Origin of the sequence: Snodgrassella sp. CS2 (assembly GCF_050310315.1) — a bacterium.
Lineage (GTDB): Bacteria > Pseudomonadota > Gammaproteobacteria > Burkholderiales > Neisseriaceae > Snodgrassella > Snodgrassella alvi_E.
Map to the genome: position 1 here is coordinate 138,644 of NZ_JBNPBA010000001.1, position 21,664 is coordinate 160,307.

A 21,664-nucleotide genomic window follows, 5' to 3' on the forward strand; every position below is an offset into this window, starting at 1 on the left:
TAAAGGATTAGATATGAAAAAATGGCTGGTACTGACTATCTTATTTGCATTGTCCGGCTGTGGCTTTCATCTGAAAGGCACATCCGCATTTGATACACCTTTGCCCTATCACAGCTGGAAAATAGATGGTGGTAGTATGCAACGGGCATTAGAAGTAGTATTGCGGCGTCAGCCAGATGTTGTTGTTGATACCGAACAGCCAGATGTGGTCGTAAAAGTAATTGCTGCTACTCAGGATTCAACTACATCTTCTGTAGACTTGTCCGGTGGAGCCAGTGAATATTTGTTATCACTGAACGTTACGGTACAGGCTTATCGCCACGACCAGCCATTAGGAGATCCGATTCAAGTAACTGTAAATCGTTATATGGATTATTCTGATCATGAAGTGCTGGCAAAAGAAAACGAGCAAAACATGATTTGGCATGACATGCGTACCGATGCAGCAGAACAAATAGTGCGGCGTTTGGCCTTTCTTCCCGTCAATACCACAGAATGAGTGAAATATCTATCCATCCTCTGGCCGCAGCATATCTGATTCATGGTGAAGAAGATTTATTGCGGCTAGAGACTATAGACAAGATTAGAACCGGCGCACGTGAGCAGCATTATTCTGAGCGTGAAGTCGTCATAATTGAATCCGGCTTTGATTGGTCATCTCTATTGGCTTCAGTACAATCTGTAGGTTTATTTGCTGATAAAAAACTATTGGAAATACATTTGCCATCTGGCAAACCTGGCAAAGAAGGTGCGGCAATACTACAGCAACTTGCTGAGCATCTACCGGAAAGCACTTGTCTGATGCTGATATTGCCCAAACTGGAACGTACACAAATACAGAGTAAATGGTTTGCGAGCTGGGCTAAAGTCGCTCAAGTCTTTGAAGCCAAAGCAGTCAGCCAGACAGCTTTACCTCAATGGATAAAAAAACGCTTAGCTGAAGAAAAGCTTAGCATCGACAACGATGCTTTAGCACTATTTGCCGAAAAAGTGGAAGGTAATCTTCTAGCGGCAAAACAGGAAATTGACAAAATTGTACTCATTCATCCTACTGGTCATATTGTTACACTGGCTGAAGCACAAGCCGCAGTGGCAAACGTGGCGCGATTTGATGTATTTCAGCTATCAGCTGCATGGATGAGTGGCAATTCCGAAAGGATGGTACGACTGCTTGATGGACTGGCAGCAGAGAGCAATGAACCAGTATTACTTTTATGGGTAATCAGTGAAGACATCCGTACCTTATTACGCTTACTGGCAGCACAAAAACAAGGAAAACCTCTTAGCGAATTACGCCAAAGCCTGCGCTTATGGGGAGAAAAACAGACTCTGGCTCCGGTGGCAGCCAAACGCATTGGTGTAAAACGTTTACTAGGCGCTTTGCAGACATGTGCGCACATCGACAGACAAATCAAAGGTGTGGAAGAGGGTGATGCATGGTCTGAAGTTAAGCACCTGTTTCTAACTTTGACAGCTTGATTACCATGCAAACTAATTTTCTTCCATATCGCAATAAATGTGACAAAAAATGAAAACAGTTGAAAAAAGCGTTTTAGTACTTCATAGTGCTGAGCACATATTTGATCTAGTCAATAACGTTGAAGATTATCCTCAGTTTTTGCCATGGTGTAATCGAACAGAAATTTTAAAAAGAGATGAACATTCACTTGAAGCAGTGTTGTATATGGATTACATGAAAATACGCCAATCCTTTGCTACTCGGAATATCAATCACAGACCTCACAAAATACAAATGAGTTTGCTTAACGGCCCTTTTCGCCGACTAGAAGGGTTTTGGCAGTTTACCCCTATCGATAATTTAGGCTGTAAGATTGATTTTCGCTTGGAATATGAATTTTCTAGTGCCGTACTTTCAGCACTAATTGGACCTGTTTTCAACCATATAGCTACTACACTAGTAGATGCATTTATTCAGGAAGCCGACAGACGCTATGATGACTGATATTATGGTTGAAGCCGTGTACGCAACATCTGAATGTCAGCATCTATGGCAAGGTAAAATCGCAGCGGGAACCGTAGCACGTCAGGCATTATTGGAATCAGATCTGCCACAACAATTTCCACAAATTGATTTTCGTACAGCCCCTATAGGTGTATTTGGCAAAAAAATTAAAGATGATTACATCCTGTGCCACTGGGATCGCATAGAAGTTTACCAATCCTTACTTATCGACCCAAAAGAAAATAGACGTCGTAAAGCACAACAAAAAAAGTAATCCTTTTTTTCTTGTATTTAATTATCTTACTTGCAAAACATTCTAAGGAAAATCTATGTCCCAAATACGGCTCATAGTAGGTCTGGGCAATCCGGGCACAGAGTATGAACATACACGTCACAACATCGGTTTTGATTTTGTCGATGAACTGGCCAGATTATGGAAAACCAGTTTCAGAGAAGAAAAAAAATTTTTTGGACAGATCGCACGAGTTAATCAGGCTAATAGAGAAATCTGGCTATTAAAGCCATTTACATACATGAATAAATCAGGCACTTCTGTTCTGGCGCTGGCAAAATTTTATAAAATTACACCTGCAGAAATTTTAGTAGTTCATGATGAGCTTGACATACCTTGCGGACAGGTAAGATTCAAACAAGGTGGTAGCAATGGTGGTCACAACGGCTTAAAAGATATTCAGACGTGGCTGGGCAGCCCAGATTTTTATCGCTTACGCCTTGGCATCGGCCATCCCGGCGACCGTAACCTCGTTGTCAGCTATGTATTGCATAAACCACAAGCCCAGGAACAAAACTTAATCAATGAAGCAATTCAAAAGTCACTGACAGCTATGCCTTTACTACTTGAAGGCGAATACAGTAGCGTACAACAACGATTACACAGTAAATGAATTTTGAAAGTTAAAGTAATGAAATACCGTGATTTACGAGAATTCATTGCCATGCTCGAGCAGCAGCAGCTATTAAAACGGGTTCAGATCCCTGTATCACCATACCTGGAAATAACCGAAATAGCTGATCGGGTATTACACAAACAAGGTCCGGCTTTGCTGTTTGAAAAAACATTCAGTCAGTCAGGAAAACCATATAATTTTCCGGTTTTAGCCAATTTGTTTGGCACAGCAGAGCGAGTGGCCATGGGTATGGGCGCAGAAAGTACCGCTCAGTTAAGAGAGATAGGCAAAACTCTAGCTTATTTGAAAGAGCCTGAACCGCCCAAAGGTATTAAAGACGCTTTTTCCAAACTTCCTTTACTCAAAGATTTATGGAGTATGGCGCCACATATCACAAAAAAAGCACTTTGTCAGGAAATCATTCTTGAAGGAAATGCTGTCGATTTAACACAGCTTCCTATTCAGAAATGCTGGCCAGAAGATGCAGCGCCACTCATAACATGGGGATTAACCGTCACCCGCGGACCGGACAAGAAACGTCAGAATCTTGGTATTTACCGACAGCAATTACTGGGAAAAAACAAACTCATTATGCGCTGGCTAGCACACCGTGGTGGAGCACTTGATTTTCAGGCATTTAAACAAAAATATCCTCATAAGCCTTATCCTGTATCAGTTGTACTTGGCTGTGATCCGGCCACCATACTGGGAGCAGTTACTCCCGTACCAGACAGCTTGAGCGAATATCAGTTTGCCGGATTATTAAGAGGTTCACGTACCGAACTAGTAAAATGCATTGGTAACGATTTACATGTACCAGCCAGAGCAGAAATTGTGCTTGAAGGCGTGATACAGCCAGATGAAATAGCGCTGGAAGGCCCATATGGAGATCACACGGGTTATTACAATGAACAGGATTATTTTCCAGTTTTCACCGTAGAACGCATCACAATGCGTGAAAATGCAATCTACCACAGCACCTACACTGGCAAACCGCCAGATGAGCCTGCTGTTTTAGGCGTTGCCTTAAATGAAGTATTTATTCCTCTATTACAAAAGCAGTTTCCTGAAATAATTGATTTTTATCTTCCTCCCGAAGGATGTTCTTATCGTATGGCTATTGTCAGCATGAAAAAACAATATGCTGGACATGCCAAAAGGGTCATGATGGGATGTTGGAGCTATTTGCGGCAATTTATGTATACCAAATACATAATTGTTGTGGATGATGATATCAACATACGTGACTGGAAAGAAGTCATTTGGGCTATTACCACTCGCATGGATCCCGTACGGGACACAACACTAATCGATCATACACCAATTGATTATCTCGATTTTGCCAGCCCCATCAGTGGCCTAGGAGGTAAGATGGGATTGGATGCCACCAATAAATGGCAAGGAGAAACCAACCGTGAGTGGGGCAAAGTGATACGTAAAGATGCAACAACCATAGCCAAAATCGATTCCATATGGCAAGATTTAGGTTTATAAATTGCTATTGCTCCATGCAGTTTAAAAAATTTAGCAGCATAATCAACATATGGTATGCACATGAATAGTAAGATATTTAATCAAATCTGTACTATCTGTTTCAAACTGTGCACACTTTTTATATTAACTGCCTGTCAGACATTACCGTCACTTCAGGGAAGAACAACAGAAACCCATGTTGCAGCCGATATCCCATCTTCATTAGCTTATGCAAATGCTTCTCTTGTTAGCCAGCATCCGGGATTTTCGGGTATATACCCACTTGATGATGGCCATGAAGCCTTTGCAGCACGTGTTGCCTTGATACGTGCAGCTGAGAAAAGTTTGGATGTTCAGTATTACATATGGCGCAATGACACATCTGGGCAGCTATTATTCCACGAACTTGTCTTAGCTGCTCAGCGAGGCGTACATGTCCGACTACTATTGGACGACAATAACACAGTAGGATTGGATAAAGTTCTCACGGCTCTCAATCACGAGCCTAATATCGAAATCCGGTTATTTAACCCCTTTATCCATAGGCACTGGCGCGCGTTAAGTTACATTACCGACTTTGCGCGATTAAACCGTCGCATGCACAACAAATCCATCACTGCAGATAATCAGGCTACCATTCTTGGTGGGCGTAATATCGGTGATGAGTATTTCGATATGGGAAAAGGTACGTTGTTTGTTGACTTGGATATTCTCGCCATAGGTCCTATCGTCAATCAGGTATCTAATAATTTCGATCGCTATTGGAACAGTGCATCTGCATATGATTTTAGCAGCATAGTTCACAGACGCAACAAACTTCAACCTAGTATGACAGTATTTAAGCGGCGTAGTTTCAACCGTTTGCGTGCAGATAGCTACGACAATGCCTATAATCGTGACAATTTTGTCAATCGCTTACTAGATGGCTCGCTTGACTACCAGTGGGCACATTTAATTTTAGTAAGTGACAATCCAGAAAAAGCATTGCCTAAAAGTAAACAGGAAACAGCTAAGCAAAATATCGAGACAGGTATTGTAATTGCTCCAGATACAAAAGATACCAATTATCAACATATCATAAAATATGAAAAAGCCAGTTTAACTCTGAATGTACTTGCCGCATCAGTTGTTGAACCACAAAAAGATTTACTGGTTATAACTCCTTATTTTGTACCAACTCAAACGGGTCTAGAATATCTGCAAAAACTCAGAGAAGAAGGGGTAAAAATCAGAATTCTTACCAACTCACTGGCTGCAACAGATGTACCAGTAGTCCATTCGGGCTATTCCCGCTACCGTATTCCTTTATTAAAAGAGGGTGTTGAAATATACGAACTGAAAAATCAGGGTTTTATCAAAGGTCACCGTGACAGGGCATTTACAGGTAATTCTGAATCCAGTCTTCATGCCAAAACATTTACTATAGACGGACAACAGCTTTATATTGGTTCCCTGAACTTCGACCCACGTTCCGCCAGACTCAACACCGAAATGGGTGTTGTTATTCAATCACCCGAAATGGCACAATATATGAATCAGGCCATCAATGAGGCCTTACCTGACGTGACTTATCAAGTAAAACTCTCACCTGAGGGAAAACTAGAATGGTTGAAAAATAACGACAAAAATCAAATCAAGGTTTATCATCATGACCCAGATACCAGTGTGTGGAAACGAGCTTGGGTAAAAATACTATCATGGTTACCATTGGAAAGCTTGCTTTAAGACCTTAACTAAAATTATCTAATCTCAATTAACACCCAAAAATACAAGGTAAAGCTAATGCTGCTATTTATCGACAATTACGATAGTTTCACCTACAACATCGTGCAATACCTTGGTCAGCTAGGTGAAACAATAACCGTTAAAAACAATGATGAAATAACTCTGAAAGATATAGAATCCTTAGCTCCAAATAAAATTGTCATCGGCCCAGGTCCCTGTACACCGAAAGAGGCAGGAATATCAGTAGCCACTATCCAGCATTTCGGCGGCAAAATCCCTATTCTGGGTATTTGTCTTGGACATCAGGCCATTGGCTTTGCTTATGGAGGCAATATAGTCCGTGCAAAAAAAGTAATGCATGGTAAAATTTCGCCTGTTTATCATCACAACAATTCATTGTTCACTGGCCTGCCTAATCCAGTAAATTGCACCCGTTACCATAGTCTGGTTATTGAAAAAAAAACTTTACCAGACAGTCTTGAAATCACCGCATGGACAGATGATAACGAAATTATGGGTATCAGACACCGCTCCCTTAGAATAGAAGGGGTACAGTTTCATCCTGAAGGCTTACTCACAGAATATGGCCATCAGATGTTACAAAATTTTTTAGAGCAACACCCATAACCATAATCACATTTGCAAAACGAAATCTACTCTAGAAAGAATAAATATGATTACGCCGCAACAGGCTCTAAACCGTCTACTGGACAATAACGAATTATTTTACGATGAAATGACCGACTTAATGCGCCAGATTATGAATGGGGAAGTGGCGCCAGAAATCATAGCTGCCATACTAATTGGTTTACGTATCAAAGTAGAAAGCGTATCTGAAATTGCCGCCGCAGCAACAGTCATGCGTGAATTTTCCACTAAAGTACCCGTTCAACATCGGGATCATTTGGTAGATATTGTAGGTACCGGAGGCGACAATGCTCATACTTTCAATATTTCAACTACCAGTATGTTCGTCGTAGCCGCTGCAGGTGCCAAAGTTGCCAAGCATGGTGGGCGTTCAGTATCCTCTTCAAGTGGTTCTGCCGATATTATCGAAGCCATGGGCGCGGCTCTCGAACTAACGCCCGAACATGTAGGCGAATGTATTGATCAGCTAGGTGTCGGATTTATGTATGCTCCCAATCATCACAACAGCATGCGTTATGTTGCTCCGGTACGCCGAGCGCTTGGCGTACGTACCGTATTTAACATCTTAGGGCCATTAACCAATCCGGCAGAAGCATCAAATCAGGTTTTAGGTGTATTCCACATAGATTTAGTGGGTATATTATCACGTGTACTGAAACAGCTAGGCAGCAAACATGTGCTTGTTGTTCATGGCAGCGATGGCCTAGATGAAATTACGCTTACTGGAACAACCCGCGTAGCCGAATTGAAAAACGGTACTATCATGGAATATGATATTCATCCAGCACAATTCGACATGCCGGTTATCGAAGACCTGAAACCCCTTAAAGTAGCCAACAGCGAAGAATCACTGCACATCATGAACGCTGTATTAAACGGAGAAAAAGGACCATGTCGTGATATCGTCGTTTTGAATGCGGCTGCTGCCATTTATGCATCCGATATCACTACCTCATTGGAAGAAGCAGTGGATTTAGCAATTACTGCCATTGATTCTGGCAAAGCCAAAACCAAACAGACCGAATTTATTCAGAAAACACAACAATTAGCTGCCATACAGAAAACTTAACATGCAGCAAGCTTGCAGATGTTCAACCTGCGTCGCTGCAATTAATCGTTTACAATGAACGCTACAAACCGTCAACAAACACATTAATATTATGTTAGACATTCAAATACTCCGACAAGACATAGACACAGTTGCCCGAAAATTACAAACCCGTGGTTTCCAGCTGGATATTGCAGCATTCACCCAACTAGAACAGCAACGCAAACAATTGCAGATTCGTACTGAAGAACTGCAAGCTAAACGCAATAGCCTGTCCAAACAGATTGGCGCCTTGAAAAGCCAGGGTAAACATGATGAAGCCAACGAAGTGATGGCCGAAGTAGGCAAAATTAAAACAGAGCTCGAACAGACTGATCAGAATTATCAAAATATACAAAGCCAGATAGATAATTTAATCCTAACCATACCCAACCTTCCTCATGACAATGTACCAATAGGAAAAAACGAAACCGAAAACGTAGAAATCAGACGTGTTGGTACGCCACGGCAATTTGATTTTCAGATTAAAGACCATGTCGATCTCGGCGAACCACTAGGCTTAGACTTTAAAACAGCTTCAGAACTGTCTGGTGCCCGTTTTGCATTAATGCGTGGTCCGATAGCACGACTACACAGAGCATTAGCACAATTTATGCTTGATACTCATACACAGAAGCATGGATATGTTGAGCATTACACCCCTTATATAGTTAATCCCGAAATACTCGTAGGTACAGGACAGCTCCCTAAATTTGCTGAAGACATGTATAAAGTTACTTGCGGCGGAGAAGAAAACAATCAGGAACAATATCTGATTTCTACCGCAGAAATCACCCTTACCAATACCGTACGTGAACGCATTCTGAGTAAGGAAGAATTACCGAAGAAATTAACCGCACATTCACCGTGCTTCCGCTCCGAAGCCGGATCATACGGTAAAGACACACGTGGACTGATACGACAGCACCAGTTTGATAAAGTAGAAATGGTACAGATTCAGCATCCTGAAAATTCCTATGCCGCACTTGAAGAAATGGTTGGTCATGCAGAAAAAATACTTCAGCTTTTGGAATTACCCTATCGAGTAATCGTATTATGTACAGGAGACATGGGCTTCAGTGCAGCCAAAACATACGATCTAGAAGTGTGGGTACCTGCACAGAATACCTATCGCGAGATTTCCAGTTGTTCAAACTGTGAAGATTTTCAGGCACGACGTATGCAGGCGCGCTTTAAAGATAGCGAGGGTAAAAACCAGCTAGTGCATACATTAAACGGTTCCGGTTTAGCCGTCGGCCGCACATTAGTAGCTGTGCTAGAAAATCATCAGAATGAAGATGGTAGCATCAACATTCCTGTCGCTTTACAACCTTATCTAGGGGGACATAGTATATTAAAAGCACAAGCAGATACTCTATAAATCATTGAATTTGAATATTTCTATCAAAACTTAAAGGACAATATAACTGATCCACTGTATATATTGTCCTTTAATGTAAAGACGAGTATAATCACCTCCCTGTTGGGTCGTTAGCTCAGTTGGTAGAGCAGTGGACTCTTAATCCATTTGTCCAGGGTTCGATCCCCTGACGACCCACCAATGATTATTACATTATATTCAATACCTTATCTAGCCCTTTTGACGTTAATGAATAGTCCATTGGTTTGCCGGTTTTGACATTTTTTTGACATGTACCTGTCATGAGGTTGTCAATCTTTGCTGCTTGCGTGTGCAAATTTTCATTGTCCAGATGAGCGTACTTTTGCACCATTTCTAACGATTGCCAGCCTCCCATTTCTTTTAGTTCATATAGCGATACCCCGTTCTGTACCAACCAGCTAGCCCATGTATGGCGCAAATCATGCCAGCGAAAGTCACTAATCCGCGCTTTGTCTAAAGCTTTGTACCATAATTTGTAATTCAGCTTTAATACAGGATTGTGTTTGGTGTTTAAAAAAACATATTTCGGATGCTTGCCTACTTGATGTACTAATACTTCCATCGCAGTGTCGTTCAATGCTAGATCAAACGGCTCCCCCGACTTCATCTCGTCCGGATAGTACTGGCACGTACGTCTGAGAAAATCTATCTGATCCCATTTCAAACTAAATATATTGTGCTGCCTGAGACCCGTCGCTAAATTGAATCTTGCCATCAGTGCCATATAGGTCGGCAAGCAATTTAATAATCTCGCCGCTTCTTCCGGTTTTAGCCAGCGAACACGCTTCTTGGCTTCCTTGAATTGCTTAAAATAAACTTGTTCATCTAACATGTCCCATTCACGCACGCAGGCATTTAAAATCGCTCTGATCAACGACAAATACCTGTTTTTAGTGCTATTGGAACAATCTTTCTCTTTGACTATCGACATAATCATGTTTCTGTTTATTTCATGTAAATATACTCCGCGTAGTTGCTGTAAATTCCTCAGTCGACTTATATCAGCGTCAATACTCTTTTTTACTCCCTCCTTTTCTTCTAGCCATCTAAGTGCAGCATCGTCCCATAAATACTTAGGCTTATCGCCTAGCCGTTCTTGTCGCCATAATTCATGCTTTAATTTGTCGTGATATTCCTCCGCAAGTTTTTCATTTTTGGTTTTAGTCGAGCGTCTAATTCTTTTTCCACTTTCTGTTTGGATATCAATATACCAGAAGCCATTGGGGTGCTTAAACAACATGTTTGGTTCCTATTATTCCGAACCGCCTGCGCGGTCAATTCTTCTTTATTGCTAATGTATTCGTCAAGGCGCGTTCTTCTAATAACATAGCCTCTACCAATTTTGGCTGCACTTAATTCGCCGCTCTGTATAGCATCTCTAATCGTTTGCGCATTGCATTTGCAATACGCAGCGGCCGTTTCGCATGTAAAGGTTTCTTCCATTTTTAACCTACAAAAAAAAGCCAGCTAAGCTGGATATGTTTATATTGAAAATTATTGGTTAGAAGATGGTTTGATTAAATTAATATTGCTATGGACTCTGGTCTTGCTTTCATCCATAATTTTTTGGGTGTTTATTTCATATGCCATAATACTTGCGTGCTCCCTAACTGCAATATATACGGTGTCTATTGTTCTATCCACCCAAATATCCACGTAACCATTAGCTAATAAGTTTTTGGTTTTTATGTCTTTCGTCGACAACGTCACACAACCACAAAGCGCGATATTTGTAGCGTCTATAATATTCCGAGCTCTAATTCCCCCGTGACCTTTAGCCGCAATATTTATGGCCTTTATACTCTTTCCTGACCAAATATCTGTGGAATCATCAGTTTTAATATTTTTGATGTCTATTGCTCCACTCGCCCAAATTCTTGCGTGGCCACTTAAATTAGCCTTACCATCAATATCTAAGTCACCATTACTAATAATGATAGGGTCACCGTCAATACCGGACTTAATGTTTACAGCGCCGTTATGAATGATAACCTTTCTATTAAGTTCGCTTAGAACTAAGGGCTCCTGAATCGGAGGGAATGCCCCGAATAACCACTTGGCGTAGCCTGCGTATCTTATGTATTCTAAACCTTTAGTGCTTGTGCTAACTGATTCTTGAAGGTCGCTAATCACTCCAGAGAGGGTAGCAGAGTCGTTAGAATACCTTTCCTTAAAAAATTCAAGCAGTTCCTCGTATGCGCCCATTTGGGTAAGTATGCCAAGCGATAAGAAAATCTCTTTTTCCTGCATAATATCTGTCCTTGTAACTGGTAATAAAAAAAGCCAGCTAATTAGCTGGCTAAGTCTACTCATCCGTGAAAATGCGCTATTCTCATTAAATAAATTAAAAACCCTTAAGTTTTTCTTCTGGCATAGTAACTGCTTTGCCAACATAAACTCTATGATAATTATCAACATTATCACACTTATCATAAAGTTCAAACTTCTTTATATATTTATTCGGAATTCTAAGTGTTTGCGAATGTCCAGAATACATCTCCCACGGCGAGAACTCATACGCGGCAACTCCATTTTCTAGCAAGTTATCTTTAATACGCTTTAGCATTTCATCAACTATGTCAAATGTATTTTCATAATAATATGATATTGTGGAATAAGTCATATTTTTTGGTACATGATTCCACAATACATGATTGTCTCTCATATAGTTAAATATAAAAGATTTAGCCCTTGGGCTTATAATGTACATACTCATTTTAATTCCATTAAGCAAAATTAAAGCCAGCTATTTAGCTGGCTGTGTTTGTATTCTGCTGGTTAGAAGAGGGTTGGATTAAATTAATTTTGCCATGAATTCCCCACCTAGAATCATCCATAATATTTTGGACGTTTATTTTCTTCGCCCAAATTTCCGATTGGTCATAAGCCGCAATATTTATTGTATCTATTGTTTCCTCCACAAAAATTCCCGCGTAGTCATAAGCCGCAATATTTATTGTATCTATTGTTTCCTCCACAAAAATTCCCGCGTAGTCATAAGCCACAATATTTTGGGTGTCTATTGTTCCAGATGAAATTTTCGCGTCACCATAAGCCGCAATGTTTGTGGCAGCCATTGTTTTCACCCCAATTTCCGCGTCGTCATAAGCCGCAATATTTATTGTATCTATTGCTCCCGCCCAAATTGTCGCGCAATCATAAAGTGTAATATTTTGGCCTTTTACATTTTTCGCCTGAATTTCCACCCACCCAGTTAAATTGGCACCACCCTCAATATTTAAGTCGCCATTACCAATAATGATACGGTCGCCATCAATATCGCAATTAATGGTCACATCGCCGTTATGAATGATAACTTTTTCTGTAAGTTCATTTAGAACTAAGGTCTCCTGAGTCGGTGGAAAATTGTCGACTAACCACTTGGCGTATTCAACGTATTCAACGTAGTCAGCACTTGTGTTAGCTATTTCCTGAAGTTTTCTAAGCACTTCAGAGAGGGGAGCGGAGCCGTTAGGGTACCACCTTTTAAACTTCCTAATTCCTTGGTTGCATGCACCTTTTTCAGCAAGGAGGCCAAGTGTTAATACAATTTCCTTTTTCTGCATAATATCTGTCCTTGTAAACGGGAACATTAAAGTTGCTGATGTGGCAATATTTTTAATACTGGTAGGTATTTGTGACTTTAGGTTGTAGGATAGTCTTTATAGATTTTGAAATTTTTAGAATTTAGTGATTTGCCAGTTTGCCAATCTTCTACATCTTGATTGGTTAGTTTGATATACCCAACAAATTCACCCGCATAGAAACAGCCTGTTTTAACAAGCCCATCTAAACGTTTATTTATATCTTTTTGTAGCTTGCCAATTTCATCTTCAGGGATTGATTTAAACGGGTCATGATTGCAATGATACAAATCAGATATTAACTCGTCTGATTCTGCAAGGAGTGCGCCCACATCAAAAGCATTGCAATCGCTTGCGTTTACATCTACTTTTATGTGAACTGCTACAAGGATGGTGTTTATTTTTGTACTATCCTCATAATTAAGATAATCACTTACTAATTCATTTATGTTTGAATATGCTTATTTTAAATTATCAGCGCAGTAACATAACTTTTTATTGCTCATTTACTTTGCTCCATTAAAAAAGCCAGCTATTTAGCTGGCTGTGTTTGTATTCTGCTGGTTAGAAGAAGGTTGGATTAAATTAATTTTGCCCATTTCACCCAAATTTTTGCGTAACCATTGAAAATAATATTTTCGGCGTCTACTGTTCACCAACATTACTGCGCCGCCATTTTTAGCTTTGGGCATGGATATATCGTCTATCGGGATGTAATGAGTAATCTCTTCTAATGTGCATAGCGACCATTCTGGCGGGTCGGTAGAGTATAAATAATCTATACACAATCTATCCTCTAGTTCATTGGTACCACGCGCAATTAAGTAGATGCCTTTTTTAGTAGGCCACCCATCTTTTTCTACTGAATGCCAATTAATATGATTAATCATCCCTAAATCCTTAATGGTTAAAAACCCAAATGCTTAAGCCCACCAACAGGTGGGCTTGTATAAGTGGGATTGCATAGTTTATTTCGGTTTTTCGATGTATCCATCGAAAGGAATATAATGGGTTGGGTCTTCATCATCATCCCATGAATCCCAATGGATTCTACCTGGTTTATAACTATCAATAGATACCTCACCATTACAATACACAATATAATCATTTGATAATTCAGGGTTACCATTTTCTTCAATACTTATCCAGCCGGGCAAAATGGTGAGGCTATCAAGTTCTAGTAACTCGCCTATAATATTTGCTGCATGCTTAGCATCTCTGGCTTTAGTGTATAAAAAACCAATAGCTAGCGCTTTATTTAGCCGACTGTCTGAAGCCTTGAAAATGTGGCTGCAATACCCTTTAGAGTCTAGCGGGTTAGGTGTATACACTTTTGTACCATCTTTAGGAGGCGTTTGAAGGGGTGTTGAAATATCTGGCATTTTATTCTCCTTGAAGTAATTGGGTTGTTGTAAACCTGTAATACGCTGCGATTAAATCCAAAAATTAAAGCCAGCTACTTAGCTGGCAAAGTTTGAATATCAATATAAACTAAATGTTTTGATTAGCCTTTGCACATGTCAGCCATGCTTCCCATAGTCTCTGAGTTTCAGGATACTCATAACGCAGATTATCTTGATAATCTCGCATAGCTCTTGATCTGAGAGGCACGCTGTATTTAATTGATGCTAGGTGCTTTTCGAACATTAGTCTTTGTTGCGCAATTTCTTTCGGTTCTTCCTTGCTGTCCATACAACCTCCAACAAAAGGCCAGCTAAACCACTGGCTTTAATAACAGGATAGGCATATTTAAACTACTGCCTATTCGCTTGCTGTATTTCTTTCACAAAATCAATTACCCGTGAAGCATCACCAAAATACGACTTGTTCTTGTATACGTATTTATCTTGAGTAGGATAAAACATGACGTTACCCCTGTTCGTCCTGATGCATACACCGTGTTTACCTGCGCTTGAATAATTAAGTCCGCTTTCCTGTAAAATATGCATATTACTTATATAGTTATCACTGTTAACCATTTTTTTATCCTCGCTTCATTGCTTGAAGCAACATATCCTGCACACTGCGCTTACTATTTCGTCTCTCTACCACCAGCTCATCTACAGTATCCGCAGCAATAATGTGATAAATGAAAACAGGGCGGTCACGGCCTGCTTGTAGCTGTCGGGTTGGTCCTATACGTTCAACTATTTGTTGGTACTGTTCAAGATCCCACCAATGGCTAAAAAAAACTAATATGTTCCCTCCGTCCTGCAGATTGAGCCCGTGGCCGGCGCTGGCAGGATGCGCCAGCAGAATAGGGATCTTGCCTGCGTTCCAATCCCTGATCGTTTGGGGGTCTTGGTCCAATACTCGGCTTTGGGGAAACGCTTTTTGGATTCTGGCCAAATCACTTTTAAAGTGATAGGCCACTAAGACAGGCATTCCTGAAGCCTCATTAATAATAGATTCGAGCGCCTGCAATTTCAAATCGTGCACTTCTGCCCAGTCTTTACTATCATCCTTATAGATAGCCCCATTGGCCAACTGCAGACACTTAATTGTTTTTGCCGCGGCATTGTCCGCTTCAATAGTGCAGTTTTCTATTTGCAGAAACATTTCCCGCTCTAAATCACGATACATTTTGCGCGCATTGTGCGGTAAAGTGATGCAGACGTTCGTTACTATAGGATCCTTGATGTCAAAGTAGTCTTTCGCATCCAGTGTCAAACATATATCCCTCAAACGATCATGGATTTCTTCCTGCGCGCCAGGGAGCAACTCTTGCCTGACCGCAAAAGGGCTGTTTCCAACTCGCACTGGGCGAAACCATCGATTTACAAATGCAGTGTAGCTGCGCCCAAGACGCAACCCTTTATCCAGAAAATATAATTGCCCCCAAAGGTCAAGTATACCGTTGGGCGAAGGTGTGCCTGTAAGTTCAATGAAACGTTCGCTCAGGAATGCAACTTGTGCCAAGGAGCGAGCGCGCTTACCTCCTTGACGACTGCGATATGATTTGAGCTTGGTGGACTCGTCTGCCACCACCGTATCGAACGGCCAGCGGTTACCCAGCTCTTCAATCAACCATGGGATGTTTTCGTAATTGATAGTGTATATTTCTGCATCCTGTAACAAAGCTGCGCGCCGCTGTTTGGCGTCACCTACTATAGGTACCACTTCGGATGTTATGTGCCCCCATTTTCGTGCCTCATCTGGCCACGTACTGGCGGCAACGCGCAGAGGAGCCAACACCAATTTCGGATGGCTTGATAGAAGGCTTAAGCCATCTAGTGCAGTTAGTGTAGACACTGTTTTACCCATGCCCATGCCAGCCCAAATTGCAGTGCGGGGCTTTTCATAAATGCATTTGATAATAAGTTCCTGATACGCCCGCGGAGTGAAATCTCTCATCCGAATATCTCCTTAATCTTATTCAGGTCATCTATCACTAGTACCGTCTGACCTGCTTCTGATAAGCGCTGGTGCTCTCGCACCTGATGGGGTTTAGCGCGCTCTCCCGGGGCTTTAAGTTCGACCCATATCAATCTACCCGGCAACATAATCAAGCGGTCTGGCGCTCCCCGATGCCCGATAAACTGTACCTTCCGGCAGTAGCCTCCCGCCGCTTTTACCGCCTTAACAAGGGCTTTTTCGATTACGGATTCCCTCATACCTTGTTAATCCTTTCTATAGCGGTAGTCTTCAAATCCGGCGGCAGCAAGGGGTAATCCTTGTGCCCATGAAGGATTTGTAGCCATAAGCGAAGCGAGCGCTTCGTGTGAAAAAGCACCGTTATCCGGTGCTTCACTGATAATTTCATCATGCACGGTCAGCACTATCCTATATCCCGCTGCCTCAATTTTAGGCATGGAGTCCGCCAAGATATCGCGGGCAACGGCCTGCGTTACGTTCTCTACGAGCTTGCCGCCGTAAGTATTGATACGTGTCCATTTTTTCTTATACTGGTCTATACCCATATAAGACAATTTATCTTCATCATTTACACATGCGGCAGGGTAGCAAACAAACCGTCCTGAAGGCAGGCGAATGCGCAACCATGCGCCTTGTCTGTCCAGCGTTAGCCTTCTGCACTGCATTGTTCGCCCTGTGCTTATGACCTTGACAGCGGCACGCTCAAGGTCTTTCCAGAATGTAGACACCTTAATATGCGCCTGACGCCATGTACGCTTAAACGAATCACAAACGCACCATACGGTGTTAGACAGCCCGAAAGTAGGCCGCTTTTGCTCAACAAACCAATCCCAAGCGCGCTGTGCTTCCTGCCATATCTCGTCAGGAATTACGGCCTGTTCTGCCATGGCTTCCAGATCGATACCGTAATTGGCCGCGAACGTAAGGAACGCACCCACACCACCTTCATATCCGAGCCCCAGTTCCATAACTTTACCAATCTGACGTTGTGATTTATTAACGTCTTCCGGACGTATATTAAAAGCTTTGGCATAAGCTAGCTTATACAGGTCATGCCCTGTACCTCTGTCATAATCGCGAAACGCCTCCAGCTTCCATTCCTCCCCAGCCAGCCACGCCAGAACACGACCTTCAATATTAGAAAGGTCAGCAATCACCAGCTTGCTACCTGCAGGGGCCACGATACAACCTCTGATTGCTGATGACGTTAACTCCATAATATCGTCATAAACAAGCTCTGCGCCGCCAGCTTTAAGCGCTGTTATGCCTAAATTGATATCGTCCTGTTTTAAAGTAGGACGGGGTAAATTCTGCGGTTGAAACATTCGACCTGCCCAACGCCCTGTGCGTGTAGCGCCATCAAACTGCAGCGTGCCCCGCAGTCTTCCATCGGCACTGGTTGACCTGAACAGTGTTTTATATTTGGCAGTACTTGTCGTAGCTGTATTAAGGCGTAATAGCAATAACTCCTTAACAGCTTCAGGCAAATCAGGATCATTCAGCCGTCTTTCTAACGTAGATTTCTGCATATCCGGCAGTTCAATACCGTATGCTTCCAGTATGTACTTTAGTAAAGCATCACGCTTATTTGCCGATACTACATCGCCGTTAGTTGCCTTTGATGTTTTACTTGCCAGGACTTTTTGCGCGAGGTCAATAGCCTTAATCGCATTACAAACCAGCTCTGTATCGATACACACACCGCGATCATTAATACGCTGATCTAGGTGCCACAGCGCCAGTTCGCTACTTAAATAATTCCATTTTGGGGTTAGTTTATCTATCTCGCGCATGGCTTCAACGTCTAAGCGCGCATACTCAACAAAACGCTGCCACTCTTCAGGGTGGGTGTGTTGACTCGCGCGCCGTAATTTAGAGCTCTTCGGCCGAGGCTTGCAGAACAACAAAATCAACCTCCGCCCCTCCTTATCCTTGGCTTTATCCGAGGGTAACCTAAAAACCTCACTAAGTACCCCCAGCCGGCCGGGTAGTGAGTGTGCAAACGCTTTAACCATAGTGTCATACCATCGCTCAATCGGTAATGTATAACCGTGCGCAGCCAGTACGGTACGGTCAAAATGGCTGTTATGCGCAACCACGTAGTAATCTGGGTCGTTCCACACCTGCAGTAACTCTTCATTAAACTGCCCACCGATAATGACTTTAGCCGGAGCATCGCCTATGGCATACGCTATCAACAATATCTCCGAATTTGACGCATAAACATGCGTCCCGCAGGTAAGTAAATTAACCTCGCTGAAGGTTTCAAGGTCGATATATAATTTAGGCATTTCAAACCTCTATAAAAATGCCAGCATCTTGCTGGCGTCTATTTAGTAATTTGCAACTCAGGTTTGTTCATTCGTGCCCTTAATTTTTGAATTTTTCAGACACTTCGATTCACGCAGTTGTTCAAACATATGCCTACGTCACATCTGTTTAATCAAAACAAAGAAGAAAACTAAATACGTGCACATAAAAAAGACTGCGATAAGCGCAGTCATTTGTAGCTTAATCATATTATTCCCTTTTTCAATACAATCCATCTTGTGCTATTTACCCTTGTCCTTAAAGACAAATAGCAAAACATGCTGCAACACCACATAAACCGAATAGTAAAACCGCCCTTGAAAAAAGGGCGGCGAGTTCATTTATTAAATGCTTTTGCTAAACACTATTCATTAAAAAAAATCCAGCTAAAAGCTGGTTGTTTCAATAATTGATGCTCTGATAGGGTTAAATCAGATCACTGAAATCTTCATCAGCGTCGCTATCCGGTACTGCTAAATCGGCAAACTCATCTTCTGTGGCCGCTCCGCCACCGCTAAAGGCATCACCATCTTTGACAAACTGCACGCCACGCAGACTGGCATTGATCCTTTTACCAAAATTATTATCCTGCACCCAAATGTCTACAATGGCATTAACGTAGCAACCTGCATATGGTCGACCGTCTGAAGAGTCTAAATGCGTTTTCGCATCTTTATCCAACACCAACGGCTTAACTGAATTACTGGCACTTAGATACAAATTACCCTCGTAACCATCATAATCTTTTAAATTTCCATCGTGTAAACAGGTACGATCTGAGGCGCTTAGTTTTTTTAATTCCAGCTCCGCCTTAGCCCCCCATTTATCTTTAGCTGCTTGGGCTACGGCGGTGTTGACCGCCTTAGCATTTTCGCTGTCAGGCTCTATCAGAAAATTGGCGGCAAACCTTGGCTCGCTACCATTAACACTACTGGCTTGAAACAGATTGGGGAAAGATAATCGTACGCCTTTTAAAATACATTTCATAATAATGATTCCTTATATAAGTTAAACTAAAGCTTCAAAATCTGCAGCCACGTCCATAACGAGAGCAGGGCGTTTATCTGATTCTGGAGCGATAGCCGGAGATCCGGGCTTTTGTGTAATGAGTTCTGCCACTTTATTCCATTGACGCGGGCTAACCGTACCTGCCTTGCACAGCTTTTCAAGTGCCGATGGTGAGATGAGCTTCCAAACATACATCTCATCTTTTTTGAGGCGCATGGATTTAAGAACTGCTTCCGCTGTCTCCTCATTTCGCCAAGATTTAGCCCCGCGTCGTCCTTCAACCAGCTTAAAGCCCGGTATCCTTTCTCCAGCATTCATTTTAGCTGCAGCCGTTTTACGTATCGCAGTACACCACGATTCGATAAAATCCAGCGCAGCCAGTTTGCGGGCGAGTAGGGCGTTATCATCCTTGGGTATGGGCGCTTGCTCAATCTGAGGCAATACCGGCTGATCAAGGTCAACAGAACCCTCTGTCAGCATCTCCATAACCTTCTGAGCTGCTGCAGGGCAATCCGCCTTTGCTTTACAAAAATGGCATTGAGGCTCGCCCGGATTTAAATCATCAGAAGATGTACCTTTCTGCAAACAGGTAAGAGCTCTACCTCCTGCAACGCGTGCGCGATCAACGAAGTTTTCGATACTCTTTGGCCCTTTTGCATCACAATCGAATTCACTGATATTATTGAGTCGTGGTTGCACAATTACCAATCGCACTCGCTTAAACTCATTAATTAGCGCATATTCTTCTAACGCCGCAGCTGCGTACAGGCAAAGTTGTTCATTACGGTTGGCATCAACTTTTACTCCACGCCCGTACTTCAAATCTACAATTACCAATTCATCATCGAGCAATACAACTGCATCAGCGGTACCAAAGGCATTGTCTTCCCCCGTGATATCGGAGATTGGAAGTGTTTGTTCTACGAACAATTGACCTCCGAGAGTACGAACATAATCAATATATGTTTGTACGTGTCTGGCCATGTCGTCATCAACAATAAACTCCGTTCCGGCGATTTCCTTACGTTGCCCAATGCAAGTAGATGCATCAGTGCCAGTGTTCAAACAATATGCGGCTACTTCATGTGCAACAGTACCTTCAGCGGCATACTCTGAAGTAACATCAGGGTAACTAGATTCCATGACTACACTCCCCGGGCACCTGATCCATCTGTGTGAAGATGAAGGTGATAATCTTGCATGTTGCATGTTCCTTACTCCATTGCGATCCTACATAGCCGAACAAGTTCCCCATACTGAGAGGGGTTAAGATCAGGTAACTTGCTTACCCCTAGGGTTTGCAGAATCTCAACTCCTTCCTTTTTACCTTTGATTTTTAGCAGTTCAACAAATGCACTTTTAGCCTCTTCAATAGAGGCGATGTTTCCATCGGTTACATTAGCTGCAGGTTTAGCTGCTGGTGTCTTTTTAGGGGTTTCATCTTCATCTGACTTACCCTCCGCTACAGGAGTGGGTTCTTTAATATCTTCTTTAGAACTCCCTTTAGCGGGTGTAGCGTTATTTGAGATAAGAACATCCATGATTTTTGCTAATAAATCGTTAGTGCGGTCGATCTTTGCTTCAAGTGTCATTTTTCCTGCTCCTTGTTTTTCCTACTTACCATTAAAAAAATTGCGTGCCTGAACTATAAAATCCAGACACGCTTGTAATTCTTCGCTGTCTTCGTACCCGTACTTTTGCAGCGTTTCTAGTACAGATACAGCACCTTGCAGATCCCCCTTACAAGCTTCAACCAGTTCTGTAATTTCTTCTTCGGACACACCTAGATCGTCATAAAGCGTTTCTTTAAAGTCATCAGGATTAACATATCCCATCCTTTCTTCCAGCCTTTTACGCAACTCTACTTCCAGATACGACTCGGTAAGGTTGTTAGATACCTGGCTTGCATAACTTAGAAGTTCTTCGTCGGTCAGGTGGCTATACGGAGTTTTACTAGTATTCATTTCTCTGGCTCCAGTACTGCAGCATTCATAGGGTCATAATCCTTGCTGTCCATAATTTCCCTCATTCGTTTGACTTCTCTGCCTGCTGCATTCTCTTTGGCTTCCATTAAGCAAAGGTCCGTACACTCCGCTTTTTTGGGTGGGTACGGCTTTATAGAGAGAACAGCGGACATAAAAAATGCCACCAATATGGTGGTCATCAACTTACGCATCTTTA

At 42.1% G+C, this 21,664-nt stretch carries 27 protein-coding genes and 1 tRNA gene; 11 read left to right on the top strand and 17 right to left on the bottom strand.

Translation table 11 applies throughout. The features are described from left to right. Positions 1-13 precede the first annotated feature (13 nt). The 11 genes from lptE (at position 14) to ACQP6D_RS00680 (ending at position 9,365) form a co-directional block, all read left to right on the top strand. Positions 14-499: an LPS assembly lipoprotein LptE gene (lptE, locus tag ACQP6D_RS00630; RefSeq protein WP_100157000.1), complete on the top strand. Its 486-nt coding sequence runs from the start codon at positions 14-16 to the stop codon at positions 497-499. Further along, complete coding sequence (gene holA, locus ACQP6D_RS00635) at positions 496-1,479, top strand: DNA polymerase III subunit delta (RefSeq protein WP_427857183.1); 984 nt, start codon at positions 496-498, stop codon at positions 1,477-1,479. The genes lptE and holA overlap by 4 nt, the downstream gene beginning before the upstream one ends. Before the next feature lie 49 nt (positions 1,480-1,528). Next, positions 1,529-1,963: a type II toxin-antitoxin system RatA family toxin gene (locus ACQP6D_RS00640; protein WP_367413377.1), complete on the top strand. Its 435-nt coding sequence runs from the start codon at positions 1,529-1,531 to the stop codon at positions 1,961-1,963. Continuing rightward, a complete protein-coding gene (locus ACQP6D_RS00645) occupies positions 1,953-2,237 on the top strand; it encodes an RnfH family protein (RefSeq protein WP_427857184.1) in 285 nt (94 codons plus the stop codon). Before ACQP6D_RS00640 ends, ACQP6D_RS00645 begins: the two co-directional genes overlap by 11 nt. A gap of 55 nt (positions 2,238-2,292) precedes the next feature. Then, the gene (pth, locus tag ACQP6D_RS00650) at positions 2,293-2,868 is read left to right on the top strand and encodes an aminoacyl-tRNA hydrolase (RefSeq protein WP_427857185.1); all 576 of its coding nucleotides are present in this window, start codon (positions 2,293-2,295) and stop codon (positions 2,866-2,868) included. Positions 2,869-2,886: 18 nt separating this feature from the next. Beyond that, complete coding sequence (ubiD, locus tag ACQP6D_RS00655) at positions 2,887-4,365, top strand: 4-hydroxy-3-polyprenylbenzoate decarboxylase (protein WP_370388018.1); 1,479 nt, start codon at positions 2,887-2,889, stop codon at positions 4,363-4,365. A 60-nt stretch (positions 4,366-4,425) separates the two neighbouring features. Beyond that, the gene (locus tag ACQP6D_RS00660) at positions 4,426-6,069 is read left to right on the top strand and encodes a phospholipase D family protein (RefSeq protein ID WP_427857186.1); all 1,644 of its coding nucleotides are present in this window, start codon (positions 4,426-4,428) and stop codon (positions 6,067-6,069) included. Positions 6,070-6,126: 57 nt separating this feature from the next. After that, positions 6,127-6,696, top strand: coding sequence for an aminodeoxychorismate/anthranilate synthase component II (locus ACQP6D_RS00665; protein WP_427857187.1), 570 nt, complete (start codon positions 6,127-6,129; stop codon positions 6,694-6,696). Positions 6,697-6,742: 46 nt separating this feature from the next. Then, entirely contained in the window at positions 6,743-7,786 is a 1,044-nt protein-coding gene (gene trpD, locus ACQP6D_RS00670; RefSeq protein ID WP_100152601.1) for an anthranilate phosphoribosyltransferase, read from the top strand. Between the two features lie 91 nt (positions 7,787-7,877). Further along, on the top strand, positions 7,878-9,185 hold the full coding sequence (gene serS / locus ACQP6D_RS00675) for a serine--tRNA ligase (RefSeq protein WP_427857188.1): 1,308 nt from the start codon (positions 7,878-7,880) through the stop codon (positions 9,183-9,185). A 104-nt stretch (positions 9,186-9,289) separates the two neighbouring features. Beyond that, positions 9,290-9,365, top strand: a tRNA-Lys gene (locus tag ACQP6D_RS00680). A gap of 7 nt (positions 9,366-9,372) precedes the next feature. Here ACQP6D_RS00680 and ACQP6D_RS00685 read toward each other — a convergent pair. The 17 genes from ACQP6D_RS00685 to ACQP6D_RS00765 form a co-directional block, all read right to left on the bottom strand. Next, entirely contained in the window at positions 9,373-10,413 is a 1,041-nt protein-coding gene (locus tag ACQP6D_RS00685) for a tyrosine-type recombinase/integrase (protein WP_427857459.1), read from the bottom strand. Beyond that, a complete protein-coding gene (locus ACQP6D_RS00690; protein WP_427857189.1) occupies positions 10,323-10,649 on the bottom strand; it encodes a helix-turn-helix domain-containing protein in 327 nt (108 codons plus the stop codon). The genes ACQP6D_RS00685 and ACQP6D_RS00690 overlap by 91 nt, the downstream gene beginning before the upstream one ends. A 51-nt stretch (positions 10,650-10,700) precedes the next feature. Then, on the bottom strand, positions 10,701-11,456 hold the full coding sequence (locus tag ACQP6D_RS00695) for a hypothetical protein (protein ID WP_267390343.1): 756 nt from the start codon (positions 11,454-11,456) through the stop codon (positions 10,701-10,703). 94 nt (positions 11,457-11,550) lie between these two features. Next, entirely contained in the window at positions 11,551-11,922 is a 372-nt protein-coding gene (locus ACQP6D_RS00700) for a hypothetical protein (RefSeq protein ID WP_427857190.1), read from the bottom strand. 34 nt (positions 11,923-11,956) lie between these two features. Further along, on the bottom strand, positions 11,957-12,772 hold the full coding sequence (locus ACQP6D_RS00705; protein WP_427857191.1) for a hypothetical protein: 816 nt from the start codon (positions 12,770-12,772) through the stop codon (positions 11,957-11,959). A 77-nt stretch (positions 12,773-12,849) separates the two neighbouring features. Continuing rightward, on the bottom strand, positions 12,850-13,122 hold the full coding sequence (locus tag ACQP6D_RS00710) for a hypothetical protein (protein WP_427857192.1): 273 nt from the start codon (positions 13,120-13,122) through the stop codon (positions 12,850-12,852). 204 nt (positions 13,123-13,326) lie between these two features. Continuing rightward, positions 13,327-13,680, bottom strand: a complete 354-nt coding sequence (locus ACQP6D_RS00715) for a hypothetical protein (RefSeq protein WP_427857193.1) — start codon at positions 13,678-13,680, stop codon at positions 13,327-13,329. A 78-nt stretch (positions 13,681-13,758) separates the two neighbouring features. Further along, positions 13,759-14,172: a hypothetical protein gene (locus tag ACQP6D_RS00720; RefSeq protein WP_427857194.1), complete on the bottom strand. Its 414-nt coding sequence runs from the start codon at positions 14,170-14,172 to the stop codon at positions 13,759-13,761. 109 nt (positions 14,173-14,281) lie between these two features. Next, positions 14,282-14,482, bottom strand: coding sequence for a hypothetical protein (locus ACQP6D_RS00725; protein ID WP_427857195.1), 201 nt, complete (start codon positions 14,480-14,482; stop codon positions 14,282-14,284). A gap of 291 nt (positions 14,483-14,773) precedes the next feature. Next, positions 14,774-16,144, bottom strand: coding sequence for an SNF2-related protein (locus ACQP6D_RS00730; protein ID WP_427857196.1), 1,371 nt, complete (start codon positions 16,142-16,144; stop codon positions 14,774-14,776). Then, positions 16,141-16,404, bottom strand: a complete 264-nt coding sequence (locus ACQP6D_RS00735) for a VRR-NUC domain-containing protein (RefSeq protein ID WP_267390340.1) — start codon at positions 16,402-16,404, stop codon at positions 16,141-16,143. The genes ACQP6D_RS00730 and ACQP6D_RS00735 overlap by 4 nt, the downstream gene beginning before the upstream one ends. A gap of 6 nt (positions 16,405-16,410) precedes the next feature. After that, positions 16,411-18,456, bottom strand: a complete 2,046-nt coding sequence (locus ACQP6D_RS00740; RefSeq protein WP_427857197.1) for a DNA polymerase — start codon at positions 18,454-18,456, stop codon at positions 16,411-16,413. 445 nt (positions 18,457-18,901) lie between these two features. After that, a complete protein-coding gene (locus ACQP6D_RS00745; protein ID WP_100140650.1) occupies positions 18,902-19,462 on the bottom strand; it encodes a DUF2815 family protein in 561 nt (186 codons plus the stop codon). A 21-nt stretch (positions 19,463-19,483) separates the two neighbouring features. Then, entirely contained in the window at positions 19,484-20,692 is a 1,209-nt protein-coding gene (locus ACQP6D_RS00750; RefSeq protein ID WP_427857198.1) for a DUF2800 domain-containing protein, read from the bottom strand. A gap of 5 nt (positions 20,693-20,697) precedes the next feature. Beyond that, positions 20,698-21,075, bottom strand: coding sequence for a hypothetical protein (locus tag ACQP6D_RS00755; RefSeq protein WP_427857199.1), 378 nt, complete (start codon positions 21,073-21,075; stop codon positions 20,698-20,700). Positions 21,076-21,096: 21 nt separating this feature from the next. Then, positions 21,097-21,447 (bottom strand): hypothetical protein, encoded by a 351-nt coding sequence (locus ACQP6D_RS00760; RefSeq protein ID WP_427857200.1) that lies wholly within the window; start codon positions 21,445-21,447, stop codon positions 21,097-21,099. After that, on the bottom strand, positions 21,444-21,659 hold the full coding sequence (locus ACQP6D_RS00765) for a hypothetical protein (RefSeq protein ID WP_427857201.1): 216 nt from the start codon (positions 21,657-21,659) through the stop codon (positions 21,444-21,446). Before ACQP6D_RS00765 ends, ACQP6D_RS00760 begins: the two co-directional genes overlap by 4 nt. Positions 21,660-21,664: the final 5 nt, after the last annotated feature.

What these genes read in the sequence shown, in the direction of transcription:
- lptE (WP_100157000.1), top strand. Translation starts at nt 14, where the DNA reads ATGAAAAAATGGCTGGTACTGACTATCTTATTTGCATTGTCCGGCTGT.
- holA (WP_427857183.1), top strand. Translation starts at nt 496, where the DNA reads ATGAGTGAAATATCTATCCATCCTCTGGCCGCAGCATATCTGATTCAT.
- ACQP6D_RS00640 (WP_367413377.1), top strand. Translation starts at nt 1,529, where the DNA reads ATGAAAACAGTTGAAAAAAGCGTTTTAGTACTTCATAGTGCTGAGCAC.
- ACQP6D_RS00645 (WP_427857184.1), top strand. Translation starts at nt 1,953, where the DNA reads ATGATGACTGATATTATGGTTGAAGCCGTGTACGCAACATCTGAATGT.
- pth (WP_427857185.1), top strand. Translation starts at nt 2,293, where the DNA reads ATGTCCCAAATACGGCTCATAGTAGGTCTGGGCAATCCGGGCACAGAG.
- ubiD (WP_370388018.1), top strand. Translation starts at nt 2,887, where the DNA reads ATGAAATACCGTGATTTACGAGAATTCATTGCCATGCTCGAGCAGCAG.
- ACQP6D_RS00660 (WP_427857186.1), top strand. Translation starts at nt 4,426, where the DNA reads ATGAATAGTAAGATATTTAATCAAATCTGTACTATCTGTTTCAAACTG.
- ACQP6D_RS00665 (WP_427857187.1), top strand. Translation starts at nt 6,127, where the DNA reads ATGCTGCTATTTATCGACAATTACGATAGTTTCACCTACAACATCGTG.
- trpD (WP_100152601.1), top strand. Translation starts at nt 6,743, where the DNA reads ATGATTACGCCGCAACAGGCTCTAAACCGTCTACTGGACAATAACGAA.
- serS (WP_427857188.1), top strand. Translation starts at nt 7,878, where the DNA reads ATGTTAGACATTCAAATACTCCGACAAGACATAGACACAGTTGCCCGA.
- ACQP6D_RS00690 (WP_427857189.1), bottom strand. Translation starts at nt 10,649, where the DNA reads ATGGAAGAAACCTTTACATGCGAAACGGCCGCTGCGTATTGCAAATGC.
- ACQP6D_RS00695 (WP_267390343.1), bottom strand. Translation starts at nt 11,456, where the DNA reads ATGCAGGAAAAAGAGATTTTCTTATCGCTTGGCATACTTACCCAAATG.
- ACQP6D_RS00700 (WP_427857190.1), bottom strand. Translation starts at nt 11,922, where the DNA reads ATGAGTATGTACATTATAAGCCCAAGGGCTAAATCTTTTATATTTAAC.
- ACQP6D_RS00705 (WP_427857191.1), bottom strand. Translation starts at nt 12,772, where the DNA reads ATGCAGAAAAAGGAAATTGTATTAACACTTGGCCTCCTTGCTGAAAAA.
- ACQP6D_RS00715 (WP_427857193.1), bottom strand. Translation starts at nt 13,680, where the DNA reads ATGATTAATCATATTAATTGGCATTCAGTAGAAAAAGATGGGTGGCCT.
- ACQP6D_RS00720 (WP_427857194.1), bottom strand. Translation starts at nt 14,172, where the DNA reads ATGCCAGATATTTCAACACCCCTTCAAACGCCTCCTAAAGATGGTACA.
- ACQP6D_RS00725 (WP_427857195.1), bottom strand. Translation starts at nt 14,482, where the DNA reads ATGGACAGCAAGGAAGAACCGAAAGAAATTGCGCAACAAAGACTAATG.
- ACQP6D_RS00730 (WP_427857196.1), bottom strand. Translation starts at nt 16,144, where the DNA reads ATGAGAGATTTCACTCCGCGGGCGTATCAGGAACTTATTATCAAATGC.
- ACQP6D_RS00735 (WP_267390340.1), bottom strand. Translation starts at nt 16,404, where the DNA reads ATGAGGGAATCCGTAATCGAAAAAGCCCTTGTTAAGGCGGTAAAAGCG.
- ACQP6D_RS00740 (WP_427857197.1), bottom strand. Translation starts at nt 18,456, where the DNA reads ATGCCTAAATTATATATCGACCTTGAAACCTTCAGCGAGGTTAATTTA.
- ACQP6D_RS00745 (WP_100140650.1), bottom strand. Translation starts at nt 19,462, where the DNA reads ATGAAATGTATTTTAAAAGGCGTACGATTATCTTTCCCCAATCTGTTT.
- ACQP6D_RS00750 (WP_427857198.1), bottom strand. Translation starts at nt 20,692, where the DNA reads ATGCAACATGCAAGATTATCACCTTCATCTTCACACAGATGGATCAGG.
- ACQP6D_RS00755 (WP_427857199.1), bottom strand. Translation starts at nt 21,075, where the DNA reads ATGACACTTGAAGCAAAGATCGACCGCACTAACGATTTATTAGCAAAA.
- ACQP6D_RS00760 (WP_427857200.1), bottom strand. Translation starts at nt 21,447, where the DNA reads ATGAATACTAGTAAAACTCCGTATAGCCACCTGACCGACGAAGAACTT.
- ACQP6D_RS00765 (WP_427857201.1), bottom strand. Translation starts at nt 21,659, where the DNA reads ATGCGTAAGTTGATGACCACCATATTGGTGGCATTTTTTATGTCCGCT.